Here is a 20,360-nt window from a genome sequence, read left to right on the forward strand (position 1 = left end):
TCACAGCCCCCTTCATTCTTCATTGTTTCCATCAAAATATTCAATAACGACGTCACGGAATATCCGTCCAGCCTGTGAAATGTAGCGGCTCTTATGCCATAACAAGGCGATCTCCCTGACCAGTCCCTGATCCTCAACAGGGATCAACACTATATTATCCTGGGCATTCTTGGCCGTGCCGGGTATGAAGGCTAAGCCGATCCCGGCTTCCACCAGGGCGACGAGCCTTGCCGGTTCATCCCCTTCATACACATACTGTGGGGTAAATCCTGCGGATTGGCATACGGAGTCCACCAAATCACGAATCCCGTAGCCCTTTTTCACACCGGCAAACCATTCATCCTTAAGCTCTATTAGCGATAAGCTCTGGCGGCCTGCCAAACGGTGTCCCGCTGGAACGGCAACATAGATCGGGTCGGTGCAGACGATTTGACACTCCATATCTTCTCCCCATACCGGAGGTGAGGACAAACAGAAATCGACCTCTCCCCTTCGAAGAAGGGTAATCATCTCCTGCATGGACAGCATTTGTACGTGAAAATGGACAGCCGGCAGCTTTTTGCGGAATTCCCGGAGGATATTAGGCAATGTGCTCGCGGTAGTGACGGCTAATTCAAGTGTATCCGGCTCCAGACTGGACAGATCTCTAAGCTCCTGCCTCCCCTGCTCCAATTCAAACAAGGCCTTCTCCGCACGCGGAAGAAATCTGCAGCCGGACTCATTTAAGCGCAGCTTCCTCCCGGTCCGGTCAAACAAGGGAACCCCAAGATCCTCTTCCAGGCGCTGGATGGTCTTGCTGAGTGAGGACTGAGTCACATGCAACGTAAGCGCAGCTTCGGTCATATGCTCCAAACGGGCCACTGCGATGAAATATTGCAATTGAAGAAGTTCCATAACCCGCCTCCATTCATTCCCTCAAGTCTATGAAATCATAACATAAAATGCGTTGGAGTAAATAACCCATTTCAAGTACGATATCCCTAACGCAATGATAGGGGGAAATTACAATGAATACCCGCAGCTGGTGGTTAATGATATCCGTCGGGCTGGGAATCCTGCTAAACCCGCTCAACTCTTCAATGGTTTCTGTGGCTATACCACGATTACAGCATCATTTCCAGCTTGATTACACCGTAGTCTCCTGGATTATCTTCTCATTCTATATTGCCAGCGCGGTTGCTCAACCTGTCATGGGCAAAGCCAGTGATATATTCGGACGCAGGACCATCTTTCTTACCGGGCTGGTTATCGTCTTCGTTGCTTCAATATTAGCTCCGTTGGCCCCGGGCTTCGGGTGGCTAATCGTATTCCGGATTGTACAATCCGTTGGAACCAGTATGGTGGTGGCGGTAGGAATGGCCATTGTACGGGTGCATATTACGGAGAAGCAGGCTACCGCGCTGTCTGTTCTGTCTATGTTCACATCGGGAGCCGCAGCCATTGGGCCTTTTATCGGAGGGGTACTGATTCACTTATGGGGCTGGTCGTCCATCTTCTTCATCAATGTTCCCTTTGTGACGGCAAGCTTCGTGTTAGCCTGGAGGACTATTCCGAAGGACCAGCCGCTGGCGGCCGCTGCCAATAAGCTGTCTGTACGCCAATGGATGAACCGTATGGATGTAGCTGGTATTCTGCTATTCTCTGTAGGTCTGGTTGCCCTGCTAGCTCAACTGCTGTCTGCCAAATCCTCCGGACATGTCTCCTTATTCAATGTTATAGCCGGCCTGGCCGGACTAGTTCTCCTTGCAGTCTTCGTGCGGCATGAGCTCTTCGCCAAATCACCCTTTATTCCGCTGCGGACTTTCGCGAGCTATCCGGCGCTGACCTGGGTCAATCTCCAGTTCATGCTGGTTAATCTTCTGTTTTATTCTGTCTTTTTCGGCTTGCCGTCTTACCTGCAGCTGGTTCGTCATGTCAGCGAGTTCCACACGGGAATTCTTATGTTAAGTCTGGGTTTATGCTCACTGGTTGTCTCTCCGCTGGCTGGGAAATGGATTGATGTGTCAGGTCCAAGGCCAGCCATGGTAGTATCCGCAATCCTTATGACACTCGGGTCAGTATGGATCGTGATGTTGAATCCGTCATCTCCGTTGATCAGCATATGCCTCGCTCTGGCGGCCTTCGGAATCAGTAACGGATTGAACAATGTCGCGATGCAAGCCGCCTTGTTCAACAGTTCCCCCAAAGACATTATCGGCGTATCCTCCGGATTATTCAGTACGTCCAGATACTTCGGGACCATCCTCTCTTCGTTGCTGATCGGCATCGTGATGGGGAATCAGTTCAGCTTCGAAGGATTCCGGGTACTGGGGATCATCCTCACCGTTGTTGCCCTGTCTCTGGTGTACATGGGCTGGCGGCGTATGGATTCAGTGCAGCAACTATAGAATCTTATAAAAAGGCTCCTCCGCAGTCCTTGTGGCTGTAGGAGGGGCCTTGATAGGTTCTTATTAAGTATCTGCAAATGTCTACACTTCTGCCATAAGCTCCTTCAGCCTGCCTGAAACAGATTCACTATCAGGGAAGATTGCGGCGGCACAGGTAAGAACACGGATAGCTTCTTCACGGTGGCCCCTCCAGCTTAAAGTATCCGAAACGCGAACAAATTCAAAATCAACATAATAATACTTATCTTGCTCCAAACTATTGATACGCTGGTATTCTTCAAGTGCTTTATCGACTCCATTGGTTACAGCAACCTTGGCAACGAAATGTGCCATCGACTGCTTGAGCTGACTAATATCTGAACCCAGCAGCAGATCAAGGATTGGGTAGGTTACGCTGCCCAGCCATACATAGTCACAGTTGGTCATTATAGAGATGCCTATATTGTCATCCGGGAACAGGATCAGGTCACTCAGAAAGCCGGTATCCCATCCGGAATGCGAGAGAATCCGGAACCCTTTATATTGGCCCAGGAACCATCCCAGCCCGACCTGCTCATGCTCAGGTCCCCAGCCTGTAGCCATAGTAGGATTCCACATCTGATCATAGCTGCCGGGCTGTAAGGCATTATACCGGTCCTTGGCCTTCCCCTGGCTCAGCTGCATCAGCATATAATGGCACATATCTTGGGCGTTGGTATACAGCGTGGAACTGGGGGCATGCGCCCTGTTGTATGGAAACACCTCACTTACGCCGGGGCCGTACCCTGCTGAATTGTTCAGCACATGAGGAGCGGCCAGAGCCGTTTCCACCTCCTGCTTCAGAAATGAACTGGATGTCATCCCCGCCGGTTCAAGAATATGCTCATTCATATACTGCTCAAAGCTCAGACCGCTGACCTTGGCGATCAAATCTCCCAGAATCTCATAAGCGATATTACTATAAGCAAAATGAGTGCCGGGTTCGCTCAGCAGCTTGTGACGGCTGACGCTTTTCACGTACCGTTCGAGACTCTCTTCATCGTATTCAGGCCGGTCCCAGGCATAATCCTCTTCATCCGGCATGCCGGAGGTATGGTTGAGCAGCTGCCCTACAGTAATCTGAAGATAACGTTCATCCTCCATTTTGAAATAAGGAAGATAGTTCTTGACGGGCGAATCCAGCTCTAACTGTCCGCGTTCCACCAGCTGCATAACAGCCGTAACTACGAATGTTTTGGAGACAGAAGCTTGGTGAAATAAAGTGCTGCTATCCACTGGCTCGCCTGTCGCCACATTGGCTGTTCCATACTCACCTGTGAAGATAACCTCGTTATCTTTAACAATTCCTATAGCTAATCCCGTAAACGGTCCATTCTCAATAAATTCGCTTAACATCGCGTGCAACGCACTTTCGATCGTCCGATAGGTATTCATACAATTGCCCCCTAAATGTGCCGTATTCATTGGATAAATATAACATCACCAGGGGTTACTTAATGTGTAATAAACAGATTAACCTGAACTTTCCCTAAGCTACCCTTCAACTACGTCAGCCCGCAGGGCGGTGGCAACCTCGAGCATTACAGGAACTATGGCTTCTGTGGAAAGGGCTACGTACAGATCTCCCATGTACAACCGGAAAGGAAACTCCATCCCTTCATAGCTCCACATGAAAAAGTCACCATCAATGGACATCGTGCTCTCGGGTCCTTTTACGGTTAAGACTTGTGAATACGAGAAATCGGGTTTGTCTGCAAAATACTGTGTGCACTCTTCCAAAGTAATGGCTTGCTCTGCATTGCCTTCCTGCATCGAACGGGTGATACGCAAACGCTGACTCATAGATGAACCTCCGAAATTAAGAATATGAATGCTATGACTGCATAACTTCTGTTAGATCAGATCTGACGGATTGAGAATGGCCAGAATCTGATGATCCTCCCATACTCCCCTGATTTTCACGTTGCGCTGGGCAATTCCTTCCTTGTGGAACCCGGCATTCTCCAGCACACGGATCGATCCGGGATTTGCGGGGGAAGCTTCCCCTGTGATCCGGTGGAACTTCAGCTCCTCGAAGGCATAGTCCACTACTTGCTTCACAGCCTCAGTCATGTAGCCTTTTCCGTTATAATCCTTATCCAGGCTGTACCCGATCATGCAGCTCTGCAGCGGTCCCCGCACCACAAAAGACAACCCTACGGTGCCGATAATCCGGTGATCTGCCTTGTGACATACCAGAAAATCGTATCTTTCGTCCTCTGCCCTGTCTTCCTTATACTGTGCAATCTTGTCGCGCTGGTACTCTTCTGTATAGAACTCATCAGGAACGTCCGGCGAATGCTCTTCAAAAAACTCCCGGTTGCGCTTGTACATCGCCATCAGCTCAACAGCATCTGTATCCTCAGGAAACCGTATGTACACTTGTTGTTCTGTCATCAGTAACACTCCTATCCAGCTAAATTCATCACATAATTCACTGCGTCTTCGAGATTAACGGCTATATAGTCCGGTTCGGTAACGGAAACTTGTTCTATGTACTTAGCACTTATGTCTGCGCACACAGCAATTCTCCAATCCAGTTAGTCGTATCATGCTCCTCGAATGAATAGGTCCAGAAGCGTTCAGTGCCGAATTTGCTGCGGATTACAGCATCTGTTATATCGCGTCCGCCAAGAAGCTTGTCCTCCTGGAACTGGGAGCTGTGCGATAGAATGGACTTAATCTTCACAGCGAGGAATGAGGTCACATCTATAGTTACATCCGCTTTCCCGATCATCTTCTCATGATTGTTAGAGAAAGCGGAGCAATGTACAACTGGCCTTTCTGTCAGAGGTAACCGGTCAATGGTCCGAATAACAGCAGCGCCGGTGGCATCATGATCAGGATGAACGCTGTACCCCGGATAAAAGGTAATGACTAGCGAAGGAGCCAGTTCCTGAATCAGCTTCATAAGCTGACTATCCAGCAGATCCGGGTCTTCGAACTCGATCATTTTATCATGGAAGCCGAGCATTCTTAAGTCCTGAATTCCTATTGCTTGACAGGACGCAGCGAGCTCCTCCTTACGGATCACCGGCAGGGTAACCCGGTTCGCTATTAATGGAACCCCCATGTTGCGGCCCATCTCGCCGAGGGTCAGACAAGCATAAGTAACCTCAGCCCCTTCTTCAATGTACATAGCCAAGGTTCCGGATACAAAGTACGCCTCATCATCGGGATGGGGAAGTACAACTAAGATCTTCTTATTTCGCATAGGTCTGCTATTCACGGCTGCTTGATCCTCCATTTGCATTAAAAAGGGTTCCGGCTAAGCTGCAATGCCACAATCAGCTTGCCCTGATTATCATGTCCGGCCAGGATTAGCCGCTCAGTTTCGTTCTCATCCACATGGGTAAGCCCTTCCGCATAAATCCAGCCCTGCTCTGTCTTCAGGCCGACCCGGTAAGGACCTGTTCCCGAAATTGAGCCGTGCGTGTAGCGGGTAAGTGCATTACTGATGAACGCCGATCCCGGCGGACGCGAACTGTCAATGTGACTGGCATAAGCACCAGTTGTGAGCTCCAGGTGTATATAAAGGTCCTGACCGGTGAACCGGTCGATTTGAGTTTGGATATCTTTTGGGTGAATTAGCTGCATATTGTCCTCCTACAGTGTACGATTGTATTTCTCTGCGACATGATTAATGACCGGAATGATCAGATGATCATCGATGAGCCCCATCTTCTCCGGGCGGAACAGCTGGATTTTCTTGAAGTGATAATAGTCCGTCAGCACCTGCTGAATGGAGGTCTGATTCTGCAGTAAATATTTCGTATTCATAATCTCGCGCAGCAGCAGCTCATCTTGAAGCAGAATGAACCTTTCGTTGAGCGGCTGGAATATGCCTTTGTCTATACCATGGCGGTAGAATTCCAGCGATTGCTGCTCGCGCTGCAATAATGCCGACCTCAGGCTGTCGGACAGCTCCGGGTAAGCGCTCTGCAGCTCCTTCAGGAACACCTCAGATATTTTACCGGCGAGCGAAATTGACTGCTCAAACAGCTGCTGAAAAGAAACCCCGAGGAATTCTTCCTCCACCTGCACGGAAGGAAGCTTCAATTGATCTATGTAGTCCACAAAAATGTACACTACACCAGTAATGACCTCTTCTTTGGAGGAGAAATGCTTGTACATAGTCGCACGGCTGACATCCATCAGCTTCGCGATTTCTTCCATTTTCAGCTGCTGGAAGCCATCCTTCATAACGGCTGGAATGATTTTTTTCAATAGCTTGCTTTGCGCCTGGGACTTCTTTGGGTCTAAGGACATACTGTTTTTTCCTCCTGTTGGCCAGTGAACCCATTATACATGAAAATCTCATAGCAAGAAACAAAATAAACATTATAGACACTTTATGCGCTTATTGTTTACTTTGATTACTTATCGTGATATTATTTCCTCGTCTTCATACTATCCCATCTTAAGAACAGGAGAATGTCTACATGTTTACATTGGATCGCATGTATGTGAATGGCGAGTATATCGAACCGCAAGGGAAGGAGATTCAGCGGCTGATCAACCCGGCTACCCAAAAAGTGATAGGTCAGGTTGTACTCGGTAATGAAGAGGATGCCCGACTGGCTATTGCTGCGGCTAAGGAAGCTTTTGCAACCTTCTCTCGGACTTCTGTGGAAGAGCGTAGTGAAATGCTACAGCGGCTGCATGATGCTGTACTGGCGAATATGGATGCAATGGCGGAAGCGAATATTATGGAATATGGCGCCCCGACAAAATCAGCCATCGGCCGCGTGAAGCTGGCTGCCGCTAATTTCCTCGATACGAAGCAGGCGCTGGACAACTTTGAGTTTGTCCGTTATATCGCTTCTGCCAAGGTAGTCTCTGAGCCTGCCGGTGTCGTCGGGATCATTACGCCCTGGAATGCAAGTTATTCACAAATCACGGCGAAGCTTGCGGCTGCCATTGCTGCGGGATGTACGGTTGTCATCAAGCCGAGTGAGCTTAGTGCCCTGCAGACCGAAAGAATTACGGAAGCCTTCCACCATGCAGGACTCCCCAAAGGAGTCATTAATGTCGTGAATGGTTACGGTCATACCGTGGGTGCTGAATTCACCCGCAATCCGGATGTTGCGCTTATTTCTTTTACCGGATCGACCCGTGTCGGCAAAGAAATCCTGAAAGGTGCAGCAGAAACGCTGAAACGGGTTACGTTGGAACTCGGCGGTAAGTCACCTAACATAATTCTGGATGATGTCGATTACACCAAAGTGATTCCAGTAGCGGTAGCTCAAGGATTTATGAATAATGGGCAGGCTTGCGTAGCAGGTACACGCCTTCTTGTCCCGGAGCATCGTCTCCAGGAAGTGAAGCAGCTGGCACAATCAGCTATCGGGGCAGTGAAGATCGGCAATCCCTGGGAGGAAGACACGGTGCTTGGCCCTATTGTTACGGAGAAGCAGTTCCTGAACGTACAGCGCTATATTCAGACGGGTATTGATGAAGGCGCAGAATTGGTGACCGGAGGCACCGGCCGGCCTGCGGGGTTAGAACATGGTTATTTCGTTAAACCTACCTTGTTCGTAAATGTTACGGAGGACATGACGATTGCCAGAGAGGAAATCTTCGGACCCGTATTAGTGGTTCTCACCTATAAGACCGTGGAAGAAGCGATTGCTATCGCCAATAACACCAACTATGGGCTTGGGGCCTATGTGCATTCCACGGACCTGGATCAGGCCAACCGGGTTGCCTCCAGAATTGCTGCAGGTGTTGTGAGCATTAATGGTGCCAGCCCGGAAATGAAAGCCCCCTTCGGCGGTTACAAACAGTCAGGGCTTGGCAGAGAATACGGGGAATATGGTATTGCGGAATGTCTGGAGACAAAGACGATTACGGGCCACGGTATGCAATAATTACAATTGCTCAAGGAATTCAGCTGAAATCCTTGAGCAATTCTCTTGCTGTAATATGGACTTCTTCAAGTTCCTCACCCTTGGTTGGGTTATAGGCTATTCGCTGAATCTGCTTCTCTAATGGATGTCTGAATTCCTCAGGCAATTGGCTAACATAACACTCTAGGCACCATGTCTTCCATATGTCATCTCCTCCGTTTAGAACCTCCTCTATGTATGGAACCGTCTCTTTAGGAACCGTCAGTAACAAATTGGAGATTTCTTCTGCTATAGGCCAGTTTATATCCTGCAGCCATTGTAACAACTCCGGGATGAATGGGATGAGGTCCTTTTTATCCAGCTTCTTCAGATCGTGTACCCGCTCAAAATCGTGTTTGTCTCTTGGCAATAGAGTGAACGAATCATTCATTTATTTATTTTCCCCCTTCTTAGAATTAGTTGGTCACCAACATCCCTCCTTATGCATATGCTAAAGCCATATTGCTTACAGGAAGGAAGCTGAATGAATTGCTACGTACGGACCCGGTATATCAGATTCTGAAGTTGCTTGAAGAAGAGAAGGAACCCCGCTTCAACCAAATAGGTATGGACGAAAGAGATTTCAAGATTACCCTGACCCATATTCACGAAGCCGGTTATGCTAATTCAGGTGAGTTAACTCACTCAGGCTTCAACTATATTCACGGGTATGAACAAAGGTTGAAATTCAACCAGTCCCTGCAGAATTCTTAGTTTTATATTACAAAAGAAAAAGCCTCAACGGTGAGGCTTTTTCAGTGTAGTACCATTTACGAATGACTTAGGCGCAATCATCTACAGCTCATAATAATATTTCAGCTTGTTATTAACGAAATACAGATATTGATGGCCGTAAACAATATATCCCAAATCTTCATTATAGCTGTCGGGCTCTCCCCATGACAGATAGACTTGTTCAAACGTCATGTCGGTAATGATCCGCTCATCCCGGATAGCAGCCCATACGGCATCACTGCTGGGATAAGCTGTTCTAGGATTCGTGAACTACCCCCACCTATAGAGGTGGCGGCTTCTTGGAAACAACCCGGACTTGCTCAAACGGCGTACATCCGTGAGCAGCGGTCAGATTTATTGCGCGCTTAAGCAAATGGAGGGAGCGGCTTTTCCCCTCCCTTCGCATCTGCTCAGCGCCCTACCCAAGCGATCCCCGCAGTCCCTGCGGTTCGGGGTCCAGTTAACGCACTCCTGTGCCTTGCAGCAGGCGAAGCCCTTCGGTTCGAATGTTCAAGCTCGCATTGACGTCACGGTCATGGTGGACACCGCAGCTGGGGCAGCTCCATTCCCGGATGTGGAGCGCCTTCTTCCCGCCTGGATGCCCACAAGCCGAGCACAGCTGGCTCGAAGGAAACCAGCGGTCCACCTGTACGACTTGTTTGCCGTACCACGCCGCTTTATAGGTCAGTTTGGATAGAAAGCTTGACCACGAGACGTCATGAAGCGACCGGGCAAGTCTGCGATTCCGAACCAACCCTTTGACATTCAGCGACTCCACACTGATCACATCGTGGTTGTTGACGAGATCCGTGCTGAGTTTGTTCAGAAAGTCATTTCGTTGGTTGGCCACTTTTTCATGCAGCTTGGCGACCAGAATTCGCTGCTTCTGGTAGTTGCGGCTCTCGCTGAGCAGATGTCCGTCCTTCTTCGCCTGCTGCGCCCGGCGCGATAGTTTGCGCTGCGCTTTCGCTAGGGTAGCGGCGGTTTGGGCGAGAACTCTCGGATTCGGTACCTTTGTTCCATCCGAGAAAATTGCAAAATGCGCAAGACCGAGATCAATCCCGATCACCGAACCCGTTTGGGGTTTGGGCGGAATGTCCGTTTCGCACAGCAGGGAGACAAAGTACTTGCCGGATGCGGTGCGGGAGATCGTCGCTGACTTGATCACCCCTTCCGGTTGTCGATGTAGTTTGATACGTACCGGCTTCATTTTGGGCAGCTTCAGATAGCGACCCGCCTGAATTGCAATCGTTCCTTTTTGATTATTCGTGGTGTAGGATTGAACGGGATTTTTGCGGGATTTCCACTTGGGGAAACCAGAGGCGGGCTGCTGGAAAAAGTGGCGGTAGGCGGTATTCAGGTGGAGTTGCGCATTAGCCAGAGCTAAACTATCGACTTCTTTAAGAAAGGGAAATTCATTTTTGTATTGCGCGGGTGCCTTGAACTTGATTTTCTCACCAGTTTCTTGATGCTTTTGGTACGATTCGATGCGGTCATGGAGCATGAGATTGTAGACTTTGCGTACGCAGCCGAAGGTTTTGGCGAATAGTTCCGCCTGCTGTGTTGTGGGTTCCAGGCGATATTTGAATGCTTTGAGCACAAGAATGCCTCCTATGTACGTGGTGCGCCTTCGATTTGCTGTTCAACCCGAAGGCGAGTCCGCAAAATAGAACAAAGTTCCGGCTGGCCAAATCAACCATGGACGCAATCCACGAACAAATCGGACAAGACCATTACAGGAACATACATTCGCTTTCCCTAGCATAACCGAAATCCCTTTAAAATCCAAGTCCAAACCGTTGTCATTAATCCAGCCACTTTAGAAGTGGGGGAATTCTGACAACTTTTTGTTAAAAGGGCTGTCCGGAATCTTTGCATTTACAGCCCATGCCGAATCACCGTTGAAATTCTCTTTGAAAGCAAAGAGATTCTCTTCCGTGTACAACGTGTCGATCTCACTGTCGTCCAGATCCAGCGTCCAGGTTAGTCCAGCTTCGCTCAGCATGGTGAACGTAGAAGTATTGGTATCATCCTCGTATTGAACATCTGTCACCCAGTGGCTGCCGGGATGTGCATATAGATAGACCTTCTTGCCCACAGCCTGGCCCATTGTTCCTGGCAGCTTGCTGATGGCGTAGAGCATACTGTTGCTCTTTATTTTGCCTTCTTCCGTACTCCAGATGAACAGCGAATACGAACTGGTGGCATATTTGCCGTCTATGGCTCCAAGCTTAAGCAGTGTTTTGAACGCGACATAGTTGGAGTTTTTGTAGAGTATGGAGTTGTCCTTGTTCAACTTTGCGCTTCCCTTACTTCCGGTGAGGGTCACAACAGAGGCTGCGGTAGCAACGGTAAAGCCGGGAATCTGATTCAGCAGCTTCACAGGTACATAAGCCAAACCATTGACGAGTACAGACTTGGATGCCGAGATCATAAGTGTCCCGTCCACAAATGTGGAAATCTCCGTGTACTTCGGTGCTGCGGCTGCCGCTGCCTGTCCGGTGCCTCCCGGATACCCCAGCCCAATCATGAGCAACAGCGTGATGAGCAGTAATACAATCTTTTTCATATGTTCGAATTCCTTCCCCCATTGTATGTAAGCTGCCCCTGGCTGTACGCCGGATTAGCCCAAACCAGTAAATTCGGCAATAAGTTAATTATTTCCTGCAAAATTCCTTGAATCATCGACTTTCTGTAGCAGAGATCTGGTGACTTTTATAAAATCCTGCACAGAATACAACATTTTCCTCGTAATATCAGCCCAAATCCAAAATTGTTGTATAAAAGGCAGGATTTCACCCTATTTAAGCGACTTAGCAGGATTATTCTTGTATTTTATACAACAATCTTTCCAAACCCACGGTTACCCATGAATCAAAGTTGTAAAACATACAACATTGTTGTCTACAGCCATAAAAAAGCAGGCACCTGTGGAAAATTTTCCGGGGTACCTGCTGTTTTATCTGCTTCGTTAGTTGAAATCTACTTCTCCATTGCACTCTGCCTTGAAACGTTCCTGGAACTGCAGCTCAAACTTCAGCTTAGTATCAAAAATTTGCTTCGAGCGGTCGAAATTCAGCTGACCTCGTGACTTCTTAAGATAATTATCGAACTCTTCACTCTCCCAGAACCGGATAGTATCCCATACATTCTCCTCTTCATGCGCACTATGGAAGAATTTCATCCATATATCCATGGTTCCGAAATGATCCAGCATATCAGCATCTTGTACAAGCTTTATGTAGTACGGGAGCTCCTCATGATTGCGAATATTATGTAATGCAATAATATCAGATATGAATTCCAGCTGCTCCGGGGAGCATTCATCCTTCAGCAGTGACTTGACCAGAACAGAGCCGGTCTCCTGGTGGGGTTCAATTCCTTTGGTAACGTCATGGAAGATTGAGGCAACATACATGATATCGTCCATTGTACCTTCATCCGGGAACAATTCTTTTCTTAAGCTTAGAGCAATCTTGGCTACCCGCTGACAATGATAATAGACGAACCCCGTCTCTCTCTGCAGATGAGATTTCCGTTGACTCATTGTGTTAAGAGCAATTTCACTAATTCTGTCCAGATTCATTATGTCCACATCCTTTAGGCATTTGTTAATAATTGTATATCATTCCTCTGAAAAGATAAACAAAAGAACAGAGCTTCCCCCAACCGGAAGAAGCCCTGCTCTTTATTATCCGCGATCTGATCCAAACACAAGCCCGGCGCTGGCCTTCGCCTGTTCAATAACCCGCATCACCCGCTCACTGTGTGCGAGCATTTCCGCGGCCGTCTTTCTGTCTTGCTCTCGGATGAATCGTTCGAAGTGAAGGAATTCGTCATACATCCGGTGGGGGTGATCCTTGCGATCCACGCGGACGGGCTTCTCCCGGTTAAGGACGTAATCATAGGAGTCGCATCCATTCGCAGAACCATTGATCTGAATGTACCCTTCCGTCCCCTGAATGTTCACTGCACCAGGAGCTGTGCTGTCTTTGGCACCAATGCAGACGCATTTGAAATCACCATAGTCCAGCAGCAGCATCCCCGACGTATCGATTCCCCGTTCCATGTTCGCCCGGTATTCCACGTACAGTGGACTTCCGAAGAATCCGAGGACCAGATGGATGTTGTAGATATTAATGTCCATCAAGGCGCCGCCGGACATCTCCGGATTGAATGCAGGCAGAATCTCACCGCGTTTGAAAGCATCATAACGGGAAGAATACTGCGAATAATTGCACGTCACCATTTTAATGGAACCGAGACCAGCCAGCTGCTCCTTCACCGCCACGACATTGTTCAAATATTGATTCGAGATGGCTTCAACCAGGATAAGCTCCCTTCGCTCAGCGATCTCTTTCAGCTCCAGAAACTCCGCCAGATTAGAGGTGAACGGCTTCTCGCAGATAACATGCTTGCCGCTAAGCAGCGCCTCCTTGGTGAAGGCATAATGCAGGTGATTCGGCAATGCCACATATATAGTATCAACGTCTGCATCCTGAAGCATGGCGCTGTAATCTGTATAGAGCCTGGCTATCCCGTACTGGTTCTGCAGCTCCTGCAGAGCGTCTTCCCTGCCGGGTCTGGCGAACACGGCTGTCAGTGATATTCCCGGAATCTCTCCGATGAAGCTGAGCAGATCCTTGACAATCATTCCGGCTCCGGCTATTCCCAAGTTCATTTAGCGGCACCCCTTCATTCCCTGCTCCAGAATCTGCATAACGCCTATGGTCTCTTCATCCTTAATTACCTTATCTGTGCCAAGAACGATGGCATCATAGATCCCGTCATACACCCTGGCATAATCGCCTTTGGCTGAGGTGACCTTCTCTTCATGGTACTTGCCCTCATCATCGAGATACGTTAGAATACCATAATGCTCCGGCAGGTCAATACCGAAGTCACTGTGACCCTCAGGCAGGTAAAATAACTTCAAATGCTCCTCCTGACGGTCCTTCGTCTGCTTGACGAACACACCTTTTTTACCGTAGAGTACGAAGCTTGGCCGCTCTTTGAGCCGGAAGTAGCTGGATTTAACCGATACTTTTAGCGAAGGGTAGAAGAAATCCAGATCGAAGTAATCATTCATCTGCTGCGGTCCCAGCAATTGGCGGACGTCGTAATGAATGGTATCCGGTTTGCCGAAGTATGACAACACCTGATCAATGGTATGACATCCATGTCCATACAAGTAACTGTAGTACTTAGAGAATGGAGTTGAAGCCGGAACCTCAGGACGGTAGTAATCAAAGTGCATTTCCACTTCCAGCAGATCTCCAAGCTTACCGGATTCTATGACCTGCTGTGCGGTGAGGAAATCCGAGTCATAACGTCTGTTCTGGTAGCACTGAATGACAAGATTCCGCTCTTTGGCGTACTGAAAGATAGAGACCGCTTCTTCTTCCGTCAGCATGAAAGGCTTCTCCACCAGAACATGCTTGCCGTGATCCAGCGCCATTTTGGCATAATGATAGTGGGAATCGGTGTTGGTGCATACTACAATCAGCTGAATCTCCGGGTCATTCATCATTGATTCAAGATCGTCCGTGTATTCAATCCCGGGTACTCTGGGCCATTCCGCTTTCGTAAGCGCGCGGGCATAGATCGTCTTGACCTTCAAGTGATCGCGGTTCATGGAAAATGGAAGGTGGTAGCGGTTGGTGCTTTTGCCGTTGCCGATATAGCCGAGTGTTAACATCATAATTCCTCCTATTCTCTTCTCTTTCATTAATTATAGAAAAAAAAGACCCGCCGTGAAGACTTAGCAGGCATAACGGTACAATTATCCGTTCATATGTAATTACCGGTGTAAATCCTTGAACATTATGTTCAGAGCCGGGTCTGTTATAGCTTAGAAATTCAATTCTTGAGGTGAACCTTAGTCATGAAGCTGCTGCTGCAATTAAAGGAAATGAACCATTTTACCCCCAACGAACGAAGCATTGCTGCCTATATCCTGACCCATAAGGAAAGTATGCTGCCGATGTCCATACAGGAGCTGGCCAAAGCTACCTATACCTCGCATTCTGCGATTAACCGCCTAACCCATAAACTCGGACTTGCAGGCTATAAGGAATTCATTCTAAAGCTGGCCCGGGAGTTCCAGCTGGATGTCCATAGCATTTCTAATGTGGATGTCAATTATCCGTTTGAGCATGGTGAAACGCCCATTCAGGTAGCCAAAGAAATTGCGGAAGTAATGAAGGCAACCATCGAGAAGAATTTTGCTTTTCTGGAGAATGCCCAGTTAGCCGAGGCTGCTGAAATCCTGGACCGGGCCGGCAAGATATTCATCTATGCGCTGGGCGATTCCGAGATCCGGGCGAAGAGCTTCCAGAATAAATTAATCAAAATCAATAAATACGCCGTGATTGCGACGGAGCTGTCTGAGTGGGAATATCATACGGTTAATCTTACGCAGCAGGACTGTGCCATTTTCTTAACCTATCACGGGTTATCAGCGAATAATTTGCAGGCGGCAAAGTACTTCACGCGCAACAGCATTCCCTTTATCACCATCACCGCAGCTCACGGTACGGAATTGGCCAAGCTCAGCACACTGTGTATCCAAGTGCCTGAGGATGAAGTGAAGCATGCCAAGATTGGCACCTTTTCATCGCAGATAGCCTTTGAATATGTCCTAAATGTCATCTATTCCTGCATCTATAGAATCAACTACTCGAAGAACAAGCTGGCTGCCCGGCAGGTCGTGAAGGATTTCTATACCAATGACGTGAAGACAGATCTATAGGTTGGGAAAAGCGAGCTTATCGACCTTGATATTCACGATAGGCGGAGACAGACCCAGCATATGCTCAACGGCCTGATGGACGTTATCCTTAAGAATCTGGCATACCTCAGGAATCTTGTATCCGTAGTTAATAATGATATCCAGCTGAATCGCCACGGCTTCATCCGTAACATCCACTGATAATCCATTGGTGCCAATCTTACCGCTTAGTCGCCGGGCCAGAGTTCCGCTGACCGGGTTGCCGGACATTCCGGCAATGCCCGGTGTTTCGGTAACTGCATAGCGGATTATACTTGAAATTACCCGGTCAGAAATCTCCACAAGCCCCTTGAACGTATCCTGCTTCATTATTATTCCTCCTGAAAGTTATTTATCTGGGAATCCGGATCATGAACACCGTCGGCTCCCCTTCCCGGCTCTCCAGCATCAGGGAACCGCCCATCTTCTCTACGTTCTTCTTGGCAATGGATAATCCGAGACCTGTCCCACCGCTTGCTGTCGTCCGGGCTTCATCCCCCCGCACAAACGGATCGAAGATCGTGGACCAGAGCTCCTTGGGAATGCCCACTCCATTATCGGCAATCTCAATCCGGACAGTCGTGTCCTCCGGAATGACCGTCACACGGATGCGTGTCCCTTCAGGATTATAGGCCAGCGCATTGGAGATCAGATTGTTGATCACGCTTGCGAACAGCTCCGGATCATAATGGGCATACACCTGCTCTTCAGGCAGCTGCAGCTGCAGCTGGAACTCTTTTTGCTCAATTTCCCCGTAAGTGTCGGCAATAATCTCCCGCAGCTGATCTCCCAGCTCCAGCCGCTCCACGCGAAGAATGAAATCCGGTGAATCCAGCTTGAGCAGGTCCAGCATATGCTGAATCAGCTTCGTCACCTGTACGGATTTGGTATAAATGTAATTCAGGTATTTGGTCTGCCGTTCAGGGTCCGTAACCCGTCCTTCGACCAGCGCCTGTGCATAACCCTGAATACTGGTAATCGGTGTCTTCAGATCATGTGACAGATCGACCATCAGCCGCTGCTTGCTCTTCTCGGCCTGCCGCTTCTCCTCCGTAGTCCGCTCAATGACATCCGCCATATAGTTGAAGCTATTGCCAATCCGCAGAAACTCCGTCTCCGCATAGAGGGCAATCCGTGTATTGTAGTGCCCTTCCATCATACGGTTCATCCCCAGATTTAGAACCCGCAGGGGCTTCTTGATCCGTCTGGAGACCCAGTAGCTATATACAAAGATCAGCATCAGAATCAGCCCGCTGACCACAAACACATAAAAGAACACCGAATGGTTTAGATAGGCCAACAGCATTTCGTTGTTAATGGATACGCTGACCACATCGCGGGGAATCTTGAGCAGCAGCCAGGCCACTCCGCTGTCACTATCCACTTGAGAAATGGAGTAGTAATAGGGCTGATCGCTGCGGTTCTCTAGCCCCTGGAACAGACTGTTCTCATCATAGCCCAGGGTCTGATCCTGCTTATCTCCAATAACGCGGATGACCTGCTTGCCCGAATCGAGCAGCTCCAGCCACCCTCCGCTTTGCAGCAGCCGGTCGCTCTCCGGTCCCTGGCCCAGCTCGTTACGGTAATCTCCGGCTTCGACCGACAGATCCGGATCGGGGATCAGCTTCTCCATGATGACGTGAGTGATATCATTCTGGATGAACAGATAGACCACCAGTACAAGCATCACCAGCATACAGTTGAACAGCAGAAAGTCGATCGTCAGCGACGTTTGCAGCGGGCGGTTATCTCTACTTTTCCACGGGTGCTTCAATTTTGTACCCCAATCCCCTGATCGTCTTCAGGTATTCCGGTTTCTTGGAATCGCGCTCGATCTTATCGCGGATATTGCTGATATGCACCATGATGCTGTTATCCTCATAGACATAGAAATCTTCCCAGACGGCCTCATAAATCTTCTTGCGCGTAAATACCCGGCCCGGCTGCTCCATCAGCAGTTCGAGGATTTTGTACTCCGTAGAAGTCAGAGCTACCGGTTCGCCGGCCACCTCAACCTGACAGCTGCTCCGGTCAAGCGTTAACCGTCCGAGCACAATCTGTTCCTTCGTCTGCTCTTCTTCTACAGCCTTGGCATCGAACTGGTGCACCCGCCGCAGCAGGGCCCCGACACGGGCAACGATCTCCAGCGGATTGAAGGGCTTGGAGATATAATCGTCTGCTCCCAGCTCAAGACCGAGGATTTTATCATGATGCTGGCTCTTGGCTGACAGGAACAGCACCGGGAAATGCTCATGCTCACGAATCCGCTTCAGCAGCTGCAGCCCGTCCATCCCCGGCATCATAATATCCAGAATGGCCAGATCTATCTTGTTATTCTGCATCTGCTTCAACGCCTCAATCCCGTTCTGTGCTTGCAGAATATTGTATTCCTTCTCCAGATACAGCTGCAGAAGCTCTACAATCTCCGATTCATCATCCGCTATGAGAATGGTATACATGGTGAAATCCCCCTCTATCTAGTCATGCAAGCTGCGCTAACTGTAACTATAGCCTGCCAATCTTAATCCAGTCTAAACCAAATCTAAAGAAAAGCTAAAGATTAAAGCTGCTAATCTTAAGAATGATATCCTGAAACAGACAAAAAGAACAGCCTGGAGCAGCCATTAAGTGGCTTGCCGGTCTGTTCTTTATATTTTAGCGCAGAATCGATCCTGTATTGCCAGTGAAAGTGAAAGTAAGGCTGCAGCTTAGACCGTAGGCACGGTTCCTCCGTCAATCACATATTCGGCCCCCGTAATGGAAGCTGCACGGTCGGAGGCCAGGAATGCCACCAGCTCGCCTACTTCCTCGGGGAAGCCGGGACGGCCCAGCGGAATCCCGCCCAGCGCATCCATTACAGACTGCAGCGCGCTTTCCGCACTGCCCGTAACCTTGGCGATATTCTCCATCATGGCATCTGCCGCTGTCGTTTGAATGAATCCCGGAGCTACGCGGTTTACACGGATGCCTTGCGGGGAGAATTCTTTGGAGAGGCTTTTACTGTAATTGCTTAACGCAGCCTTGGCGGCAGCATAGGGAATGGTGGATTCGATCAGCGGCAGTACTCTTTGAATAGAAGAAATGTGGATAATTACACCCTTACCCTGTTCCAGCATCAAGGGGATCAGGCCCCGGTCGAGCCGGACGGCTGCAAGCAGATTCAAGTTCAGCGCATCCATCCAGTGCTCATCGTTTGCCGCCAGGAACCCGCCGGGAGGTGTAGTACTGCCGCCAATGTTATTCACTACGATATCGATGCTGCCTAAGCGTTCCTTAACCGCAGCAATCACTTTCTCCACGCCTTCTTTGGCAGACAGATCTGCTTGTACGAACAAGTCAGCATCTGTCAATCCGGACGGGAGTGTGCGGGCAGTAGTCATCACTGTAGCACCGGCAGCCTTAAACCGGTTTACGATGGCCTCCCCCATACCTTTAGTTCCGCCTGTTACGAGTATTTTTTGGCCTTCATATTCAGTCATTGGATTTGCATAAGTAATTGTCATGGTTTGGTTCCCCTTTTCATCATTTGATTCTTTAATCTTATGCTTGATTTACTCATGCGTCTAATTTATTATTTTCATTAAATCCATTACAAATATTAATATAAGAGGGGTCCTGAAATGGAGCTAACGCAATTGGAGTATTTCCTGACTGTGGCCCGGCTTGAGCATATGACTTCGGCATCCAAGGCGCTTAGAATTACCCAGCCCGCGCTGAGTCATGCCATCTCCAAACTGGAGAATGAGCTGGGCGTTCCTTTATTTGAGCGGAATGGACGGGGCGTTCAGTTGAACCGGTATGGGGTAACGTTCAGCAAATGGGTGGAAGAAGCCATGAAGAACATCGGTAACGGTATTCGTGAAATTGATGAATGTTCGAATGCGGAGACAGGCGTGGTACACATCTCATATCTGAATATTCTCGGTGTTGATCTGGTGCCTTCACTGATCAGGGATTATCAGGCGGGCAACCCCAAGGTCCGGTTTGATTTGTATCAGGGAAATCACGGGGATATCGATGAAGCTCTGGAGACCGGCACTTCTGATATGCTGATCACTTCCAGAGAAACCACAATGAACGATGACGAATGGATGATTATCCGGCGCATGCCGATCTTTATTGTGGTATCCACTCAGCACCGGTTTGCTTCACGCTCCAGTCTGAGTTTGTTTGAGCTGTCCGGTGAACCCTTTGTCGGCTTGAAAACGAACTGCGGACTCAAAGCTACGATTAGCTCGCTATTCAAAAACACCCATTTCGAGCTGGCCTCGACCTATGAAGCAGAGGACCTGATTACGGTAGCCGGCTTCATCAAAGCCGGGCTTGGAGTCTCTGTACTGCCGCAGACACTGGGCTTGCTGCTGGACGGCCTGGTCTGGATTCCGATTGAGGAAGAGGGCTGGGAATGGGAGGTCGGCTTGAAATGGCGTCATGACCGTTACCTGTCTCCTGCCTCCAGACGGTTTCTGGATTATATTCAGCAGGTAGGACTGAAGTCTGAATAGATGAAGTCCTACAATCCTGAAAATAACACAAAGGAGCGGCTCTCCCGATGGAGAATCG

Annotated in this window: 23 protein-coding genes; 5 read left to right on the top strand and 18 right to left on the bottom strand. The window is 49.0% G+C overall.

The window, feature by feature from the left end; translation table 11 throughout:
• Positions 1-12: 12 nt before the first annotated feature.
• Positions 13-894 carry a LysR family transcriptional regulator gene (locus NYE33_RS23375; protein ID WP_341067816.1) on the bottom strand — a complete coding sequence of 294 codons (882 nt, stop codon included), beginning with the start codon at positions 892-894 and terminating at the stop codon, positions 13-15.
• Between the two features lie 113 nt (positions 895-1,007).
• On the opposite strand from NYE33_RS23375, the gene NYE33_RS23380 reads away from it, so the two are divergent.
• The gene (locus NYE33_RS23380) at positions 1,008-2,387 is read left to right on the top strand and encodes an MFS transporter (RefSeq protein WP_341067818.1); all 1,380 of its coding nucleotides are present in this window, start codon (positions 1,008-1,010) and stop codon (positions 2,385-2,387) included.
• Positions 2,388-2,468: 81 nt separating this feature from the next.
• On the opposite strand, the gene NYE33_RS23385 is transcribed toward NYE33_RS23380, so the two are convergent.
• From NYE33_RS23385 to NYE33_RS23410, 6 genes are all read right to left on the bottom strand, one after another.
• Positions 2,469-3,800, bottom strand: coding sequence for a serine hydrolase domain-containing protein (locus NYE33_RS23385; protein WP_341067820.1), 1,332 nt, complete (start codon positions 3,798-3,800; stop codon positions 2,469-2,471).
• Positions 3,801-3,899: 99 nt separating this feature from the next.
• Positions 3,900-4,208: a hypothetical protein gene (locus NYE33_RS23390; protein WP_171719522.1), complete on the bottom strand. Its 309-nt coding sequence runs from the start codon at positions 4,206-4,208 to the stop codon at positions 3,900-3,902.
• Positions 4,209-4,259: 51 nt separating this feature from the next.
• Positions 4,260-4,802: a GNAT family N-acetyltransferase gene (locus tag NYE33_RS23395; protein WP_341067823.1), complete on the bottom strand. Its 543-nt coding sequence runs from the start codon at positions 4,800-4,802 to the stop codon at positions 4,260-4,262.
• Positions 4,803-4,911: 109 nt separating this feature from the next.
• Positions 4,912-5,619, bottom strand: a complete 708-nt coding sequence (gene bshB2, locus NYE33_RS23400; RefSeq protein WP_341067825.1) for a bacillithiol biosynthesis deacetylase BshB2 — start codon at positions 5,617-5,619, stop codon at positions 4,912-4,914.
• Between the two features lie 38 nt (positions 5,620-5,657).
• Positions 5,658-6,002: a YojF family protein gene (locus tag NYE33_RS23405; protein ID WP_341067826.1), complete on the bottom strand. Its 345-nt coding sequence runs from the start codon at positions 6,000-6,002 to the stop codon at positions 5,658-5,660.
• A gap of 9 nt (positions 6,003-6,011) precedes the next feature.
• Positions 6,012-6,674, bottom strand: coding sequence for a TetR/AcrR family transcriptional regulator (locus NYE33_RS23410; RefSeq protein ID WP_341067828.1), 663 nt, complete (start codon positions 6,672-6,674; stop codon positions 6,012-6,014).
• A 173-nt stretch (positions 6,675-6,847) separates the two neighbouring features.
• On the opposite strand from NYE33_RS23410, the gene NYE33_RS23415 reads away from it, so the two are divergent.
• Positions 6,848-8,275 (top strand): aldehyde dehydrogenase family protein, encoded by a 1,428-nt coding sequence (locus NYE33_RS23415; RefSeq protein WP_341067831.1) that lies wholly within the window; start codon positions 6,848-6,850, stop codon positions 8,273-8,275.
• Positions 8,276-8,294: 19 nt separating this feature from the next.
• Here the strand turns inward: NYE33_RS23415 and NYE33_RS23420 are convergent, their stop codons facing one another.
• Positions 8,295-8,684 (bottom strand): DUF5071 domain-containing protein, encoded by a 390-nt coding sequence (locus NYE33_RS23420; RefSeq protein WP_341067833.1) that lies wholly within the window; start codon positions 8,682-8,684, stop codon positions 8,295-8,297.
• 98 nt (positions 8,685-8,782) lie between these two features.
• On the opposite strand from NYE33_RS23420, the gene NYE33_RS23425 reads away from it, so the two are divergent.
• Positions 8,783-9,007, top strand: coding sequence for a hypothetical protein (locus NYE33_RS23425; RefSeq protein WP_341067835.1), 225 nt, complete (start codon positions 8,783-8,785; stop codon positions 9,005-9,007).
• A gap of 81 nt (positions 9,008-9,088) precedes the next feature.
• Here the strand turns inward: NYE33_RS23425 and NYE33_RS23430 are convergent, their stop codons facing one another.
• The 6 genes from NYE33_RS23430 to NYE33_RS23455 all read right to left on the bottom strand — a co-directional run bounded on the left by NYE33_RS23430 (position 9,089) and on the right by NYE33_RS23455 (position 14,726).
• Entirely contained in the window at positions 9,089-9,220 is a 132-nt protein-coding gene (locus tag NYE33_RS23430; RefSeq protein ID WP_256703943.1) for a hypothetical protein, read from the bottom strand.
• Positions 9,221-9,488: 268 nt separating this feature from the next.
• The gene (gene tnpB, locus NYE33_RS23435) at positions 9,489-10,628 is read right to left on the bottom strand and encodes an IS200/IS605 family element RNA-guided endonuclease TnpB (protein ID WP_340945740.1); all 1,140 of its coding nucleotides are present in this window, start codon (positions 10,626-10,628) and stop codon (positions 9,489-9,491) included.
• Positions 10,629-10,847: 219 nt separating this feature from the next.
• Positions 10,848-11,597: a hypothetical protein gene (locus NYE33_RS23440; protein ID WP_341067837.1), complete on the bottom strand. Its 750-nt coding sequence runs from the start codon at positions 11,595-11,597 to the stop codon at positions 10,848-10,850.
• Between the two features lie 402 nt (positions 11,598-11,999).
• Entirely contained in the window at positions 12,000-12,614 is a 615-nt protein-coding gene (locus NYE33_RS23445) for an HD domain-containing protein (protein ID WP_076246019.1), read from the bottom strand.
• Between the two features lie 105 nt (positions 12,615-12,719).
• A complete protein-coding gene (locus tag NYE33_RS23450; protein WP_336100119.1) occupies positions 12,720-13,709 on the bottom strand; it encodes a Gfo/Idh/MocA family protein in 990 nt (329 codons plus the stop codon).
• Complete coding sequence (locus tag NYE33_RS23455; RefSeq protein WP_336100228.1) at positions 13,710-14,726, bottom strand: Gfo/Idh/MocA family oxidoreductase; 1,017 nt, start codon at positions 14,724-14,726, stop codon at positions 13,710-13,712. It lies immediately after the preceding gene.
• A 186-nt stretch (positions 14,727-14,912) separates the two neighbouring features.
• On the opposite strand from NYE33_RS23455, the gene NYE33_RS23460 reads away from it, so the two are divergent.
• Positions 14,913-15,779 (top strand): MurR/RpiR family transcriptional regulator, encoded by an 867-nt coding sequence (locus NYE33_RS23460; protein WP_336100121.1) that lies wholly within the window; start codon positions 14,913-14,915, stop codon positions 15,777-15,779.
• Here NYE33_RS23460 and NYE33_RS23465 read toward each other — a convergent pair.
• From NYE33_RS23465 to NYE33_RS23480, 4 genes are all read right to left on the bottom strand, one after another.
• Positions 15,774-16,127 carry an Asp23/Gls24 family envelope stress response protein gene (locus NYE33_RS23465; RefSeq protein ID WP_042137248.1) on the bottom strand — a complete coding sequence of 118 codons (354 nt, stop codon included), beginning with the start codon at positions 16,125-16,127 and terminating at the stop codon, positions 15,774-15,776. The two genes, NYE33_RS23460 and NYE33_RS23465, sit on opposite strands and share 6 nt — an antisense overlap.
• Before the next feature lie 22 nt (positions 16,128-16,149).
• The gene (locus NYE33_RS23470; RefSeq protein WP_042137246.1) at positions 16,150-17,571 is read right to left on the bottom strand and encodes a sensor histidine kinase; all 1,422 of its coding nucleotides are present in this window, start codon (positions 17,569-17,571) and stop codon (positions 16,150-16,152) included.
• Positions 17,549-18,256: a response regulator transcription factor gene (locus NYE33_RS23475; RefSeq protein WP_042137244.1), complete on the bottom strand. Its 708-nt coding sequence runs from the start codon at positions 18,254-18,256 to the stop codon at positions 17,549-17,551. The genes NYE33_RS23470 and NYE33_RS23475 overlap by 23 nt, the downstream gene beginning before the upstream one ends.
• A gap of 249 nt (positions 18,257-18,505) precedes the next feature.
• The gene (locus tag NYE33_RS23480) at positions 18,506-19,300 is read right to left on the bottom strand and encodes an SDR family oxidoreductase (protein WP_042137242.1); all 795 of its coding nucleotides are present in this window, start codon (positions 19,298-19,300) and stop codon (positions 18,506-18,508) included.
• A gap of 117 nt (positions 19,301-19,417) precedes the next feature.
• Between NYE33_RS23480 and NYE33_RS23485 the strand changes: the two genes are divergently transcribed.
• Positions 19,418-20,302, top strand: coding sequence for a LysR family transcriptional regulator (locus NYE33_RS23485; RefSeq protein WP_341067839.1), 885 nt, complete (start codon positions 19,418-19,420; stop codon positions 20,300-20,302).
• Positions 20,303-20,360: the final 58 nt, after the last annotated feature.

The sequence above is a fragment of the Paenibacillus sp. FSL R10-2199 genome, from assembly GCF_038000235.1.
Classification (GTDB): Bacteria; Bacillota; Bacilli; order Paenibacillales; family Paenibacillaceae; genus Paenibacillus_AQ; species Paenibacillus_AQ phytohabitans.

Coding starts and splice junctions, on each gene's coding strand:
- bshB2 (WP_341067825.1), bottom strand. CDS start 5,619: ATGCGAAATAAGAAGATCTTAGTTGTACTTCCCCATCCCGATGATGAG.
- NYE33_RS23445 (WP_076246019.1), bottom strand. CDS start 12,614: ATGAATCTGGACAGAATTAGTGAAATTGCTCTTAACACAATGAGTCAA.
- NYE33_RS23465 (WP_042137248.1), bottom strand. CDS start 16,127: ATGAAGCAGGATACGTTCAAGGGGCTTGTGGAGATTTCTGACCGGGTA.
- NYE33_RS23420 (WP_341067833.1), bottom strand. CDS start 8,684: ATGAATGATTCGTTCACTCTATTGCCAAGAGACAAACACGATTTTGAG.
- NYE33_RS23455 (WP_336100228.1), bottom strand. CDS start 14,726: ATGTTAACACTCGGCTATATCGGCAACGGCAAAAGCACCAACCGCTAC.
- NYE33_RS23405 (WP_341067826.1), bottom strand. CDS start 6,002: ATGCAGCTAATTCACCCAAAAGATATCCAAACTCAAATCGACCGGTTC.
- NYE33_RS23415 (WP_341067831.1), top strand. CDS start 6,848: ATGTTTACATTGGATCGCATGTATGTGAATGGCGAGTATATCGAACCG.
- NYE33_RS23410 (WP_341067828.1), bottom strand. CDS start 6,674: ATGTCCTTAGACCCAAAGAAGTCCCAGGCGCAAAGCAAGCTATTGAAA.
- NYE33_RS23430 (WP_256703943.1), bottom strand. CDS start 9,220: ATGACGTTTGAACAAGTCTATCTGTCATGGGGAGAGCCCGACAGCTAT.
- NYE33_RS23475 (WP_042137244.1), bottom strand. CDS start 18,256: ATGTATACCATTCTCATAGCGGATGATGAATCGGAGATTGTAGAGCTT.
- NYE33_RS23440 (WP_341067837.1), bottom strand. CDS start 11,597: ATGAAAAAGATTGTATTACTGCTCATCACGCTGTTGCTCATGATTGGG.
- NYE33_RS23390 (WP_171719522.1), bottom strand. CDS start 4,208: ATGAGTCAGCGTTTGCGTATCACCCGTTCGATGCAGGAAGGCAATGCA.
- NYE33_RS23480 (WP_042137242.1), bottom strand. CDS start 19,300: ATGACAATTACTTATGCAAATCCAATGACTGAATATGAAGGCCAAAAA.
- NYE33_RS23375 (WP_341067816.1), bottom strand. CDS start 894: ATGGAACTTCTTCAATTGCAATATTTCATCGCAGTGGCCCGTTTGGAG.
- NYE33_RS23395 (WP_341067823.1), bottom strand. CDS start 4,802: ATGACAGAACAACAAGTGTACATACGGTTTCCTGAGGATACAGATGCT.
- NYE33_RS23450 (WP_336100119.1), bottom strand. CDS start 13,709: ATGAACTTGGGAATAGCCGGAGCCGGAATGATTGTCAAGGATCTGCTC.
- NYE33_RS23380 (WP_341067818.1), top strand. CDS start 1,008: ATGAATACCCGCAGCTGGTGGTTAATGATATCCGTCGGGCTGGGAATC.
- NYE33_RS23460 (WP_336100121.1), top strand. CDS start 14,913: ATGAAGCTGCTGCTGCAATTAAAGGAAATGAACCATTTTACCCCCAAC.
- NYE33_RS23385 (WP_341067820.1), bottom strand. CDS start 3,800: ATGAATACCTATCGGACGATCGAAAGTGCGTTGCACGCGATGTTAAGC.
- NYE33_RS23485 (WP_341067839.1), top strand. CDS start 19,418: ATGGAGCTAACGCAATTGGAGTATTTCCTGACTGTGGCCCGGCTTGAG.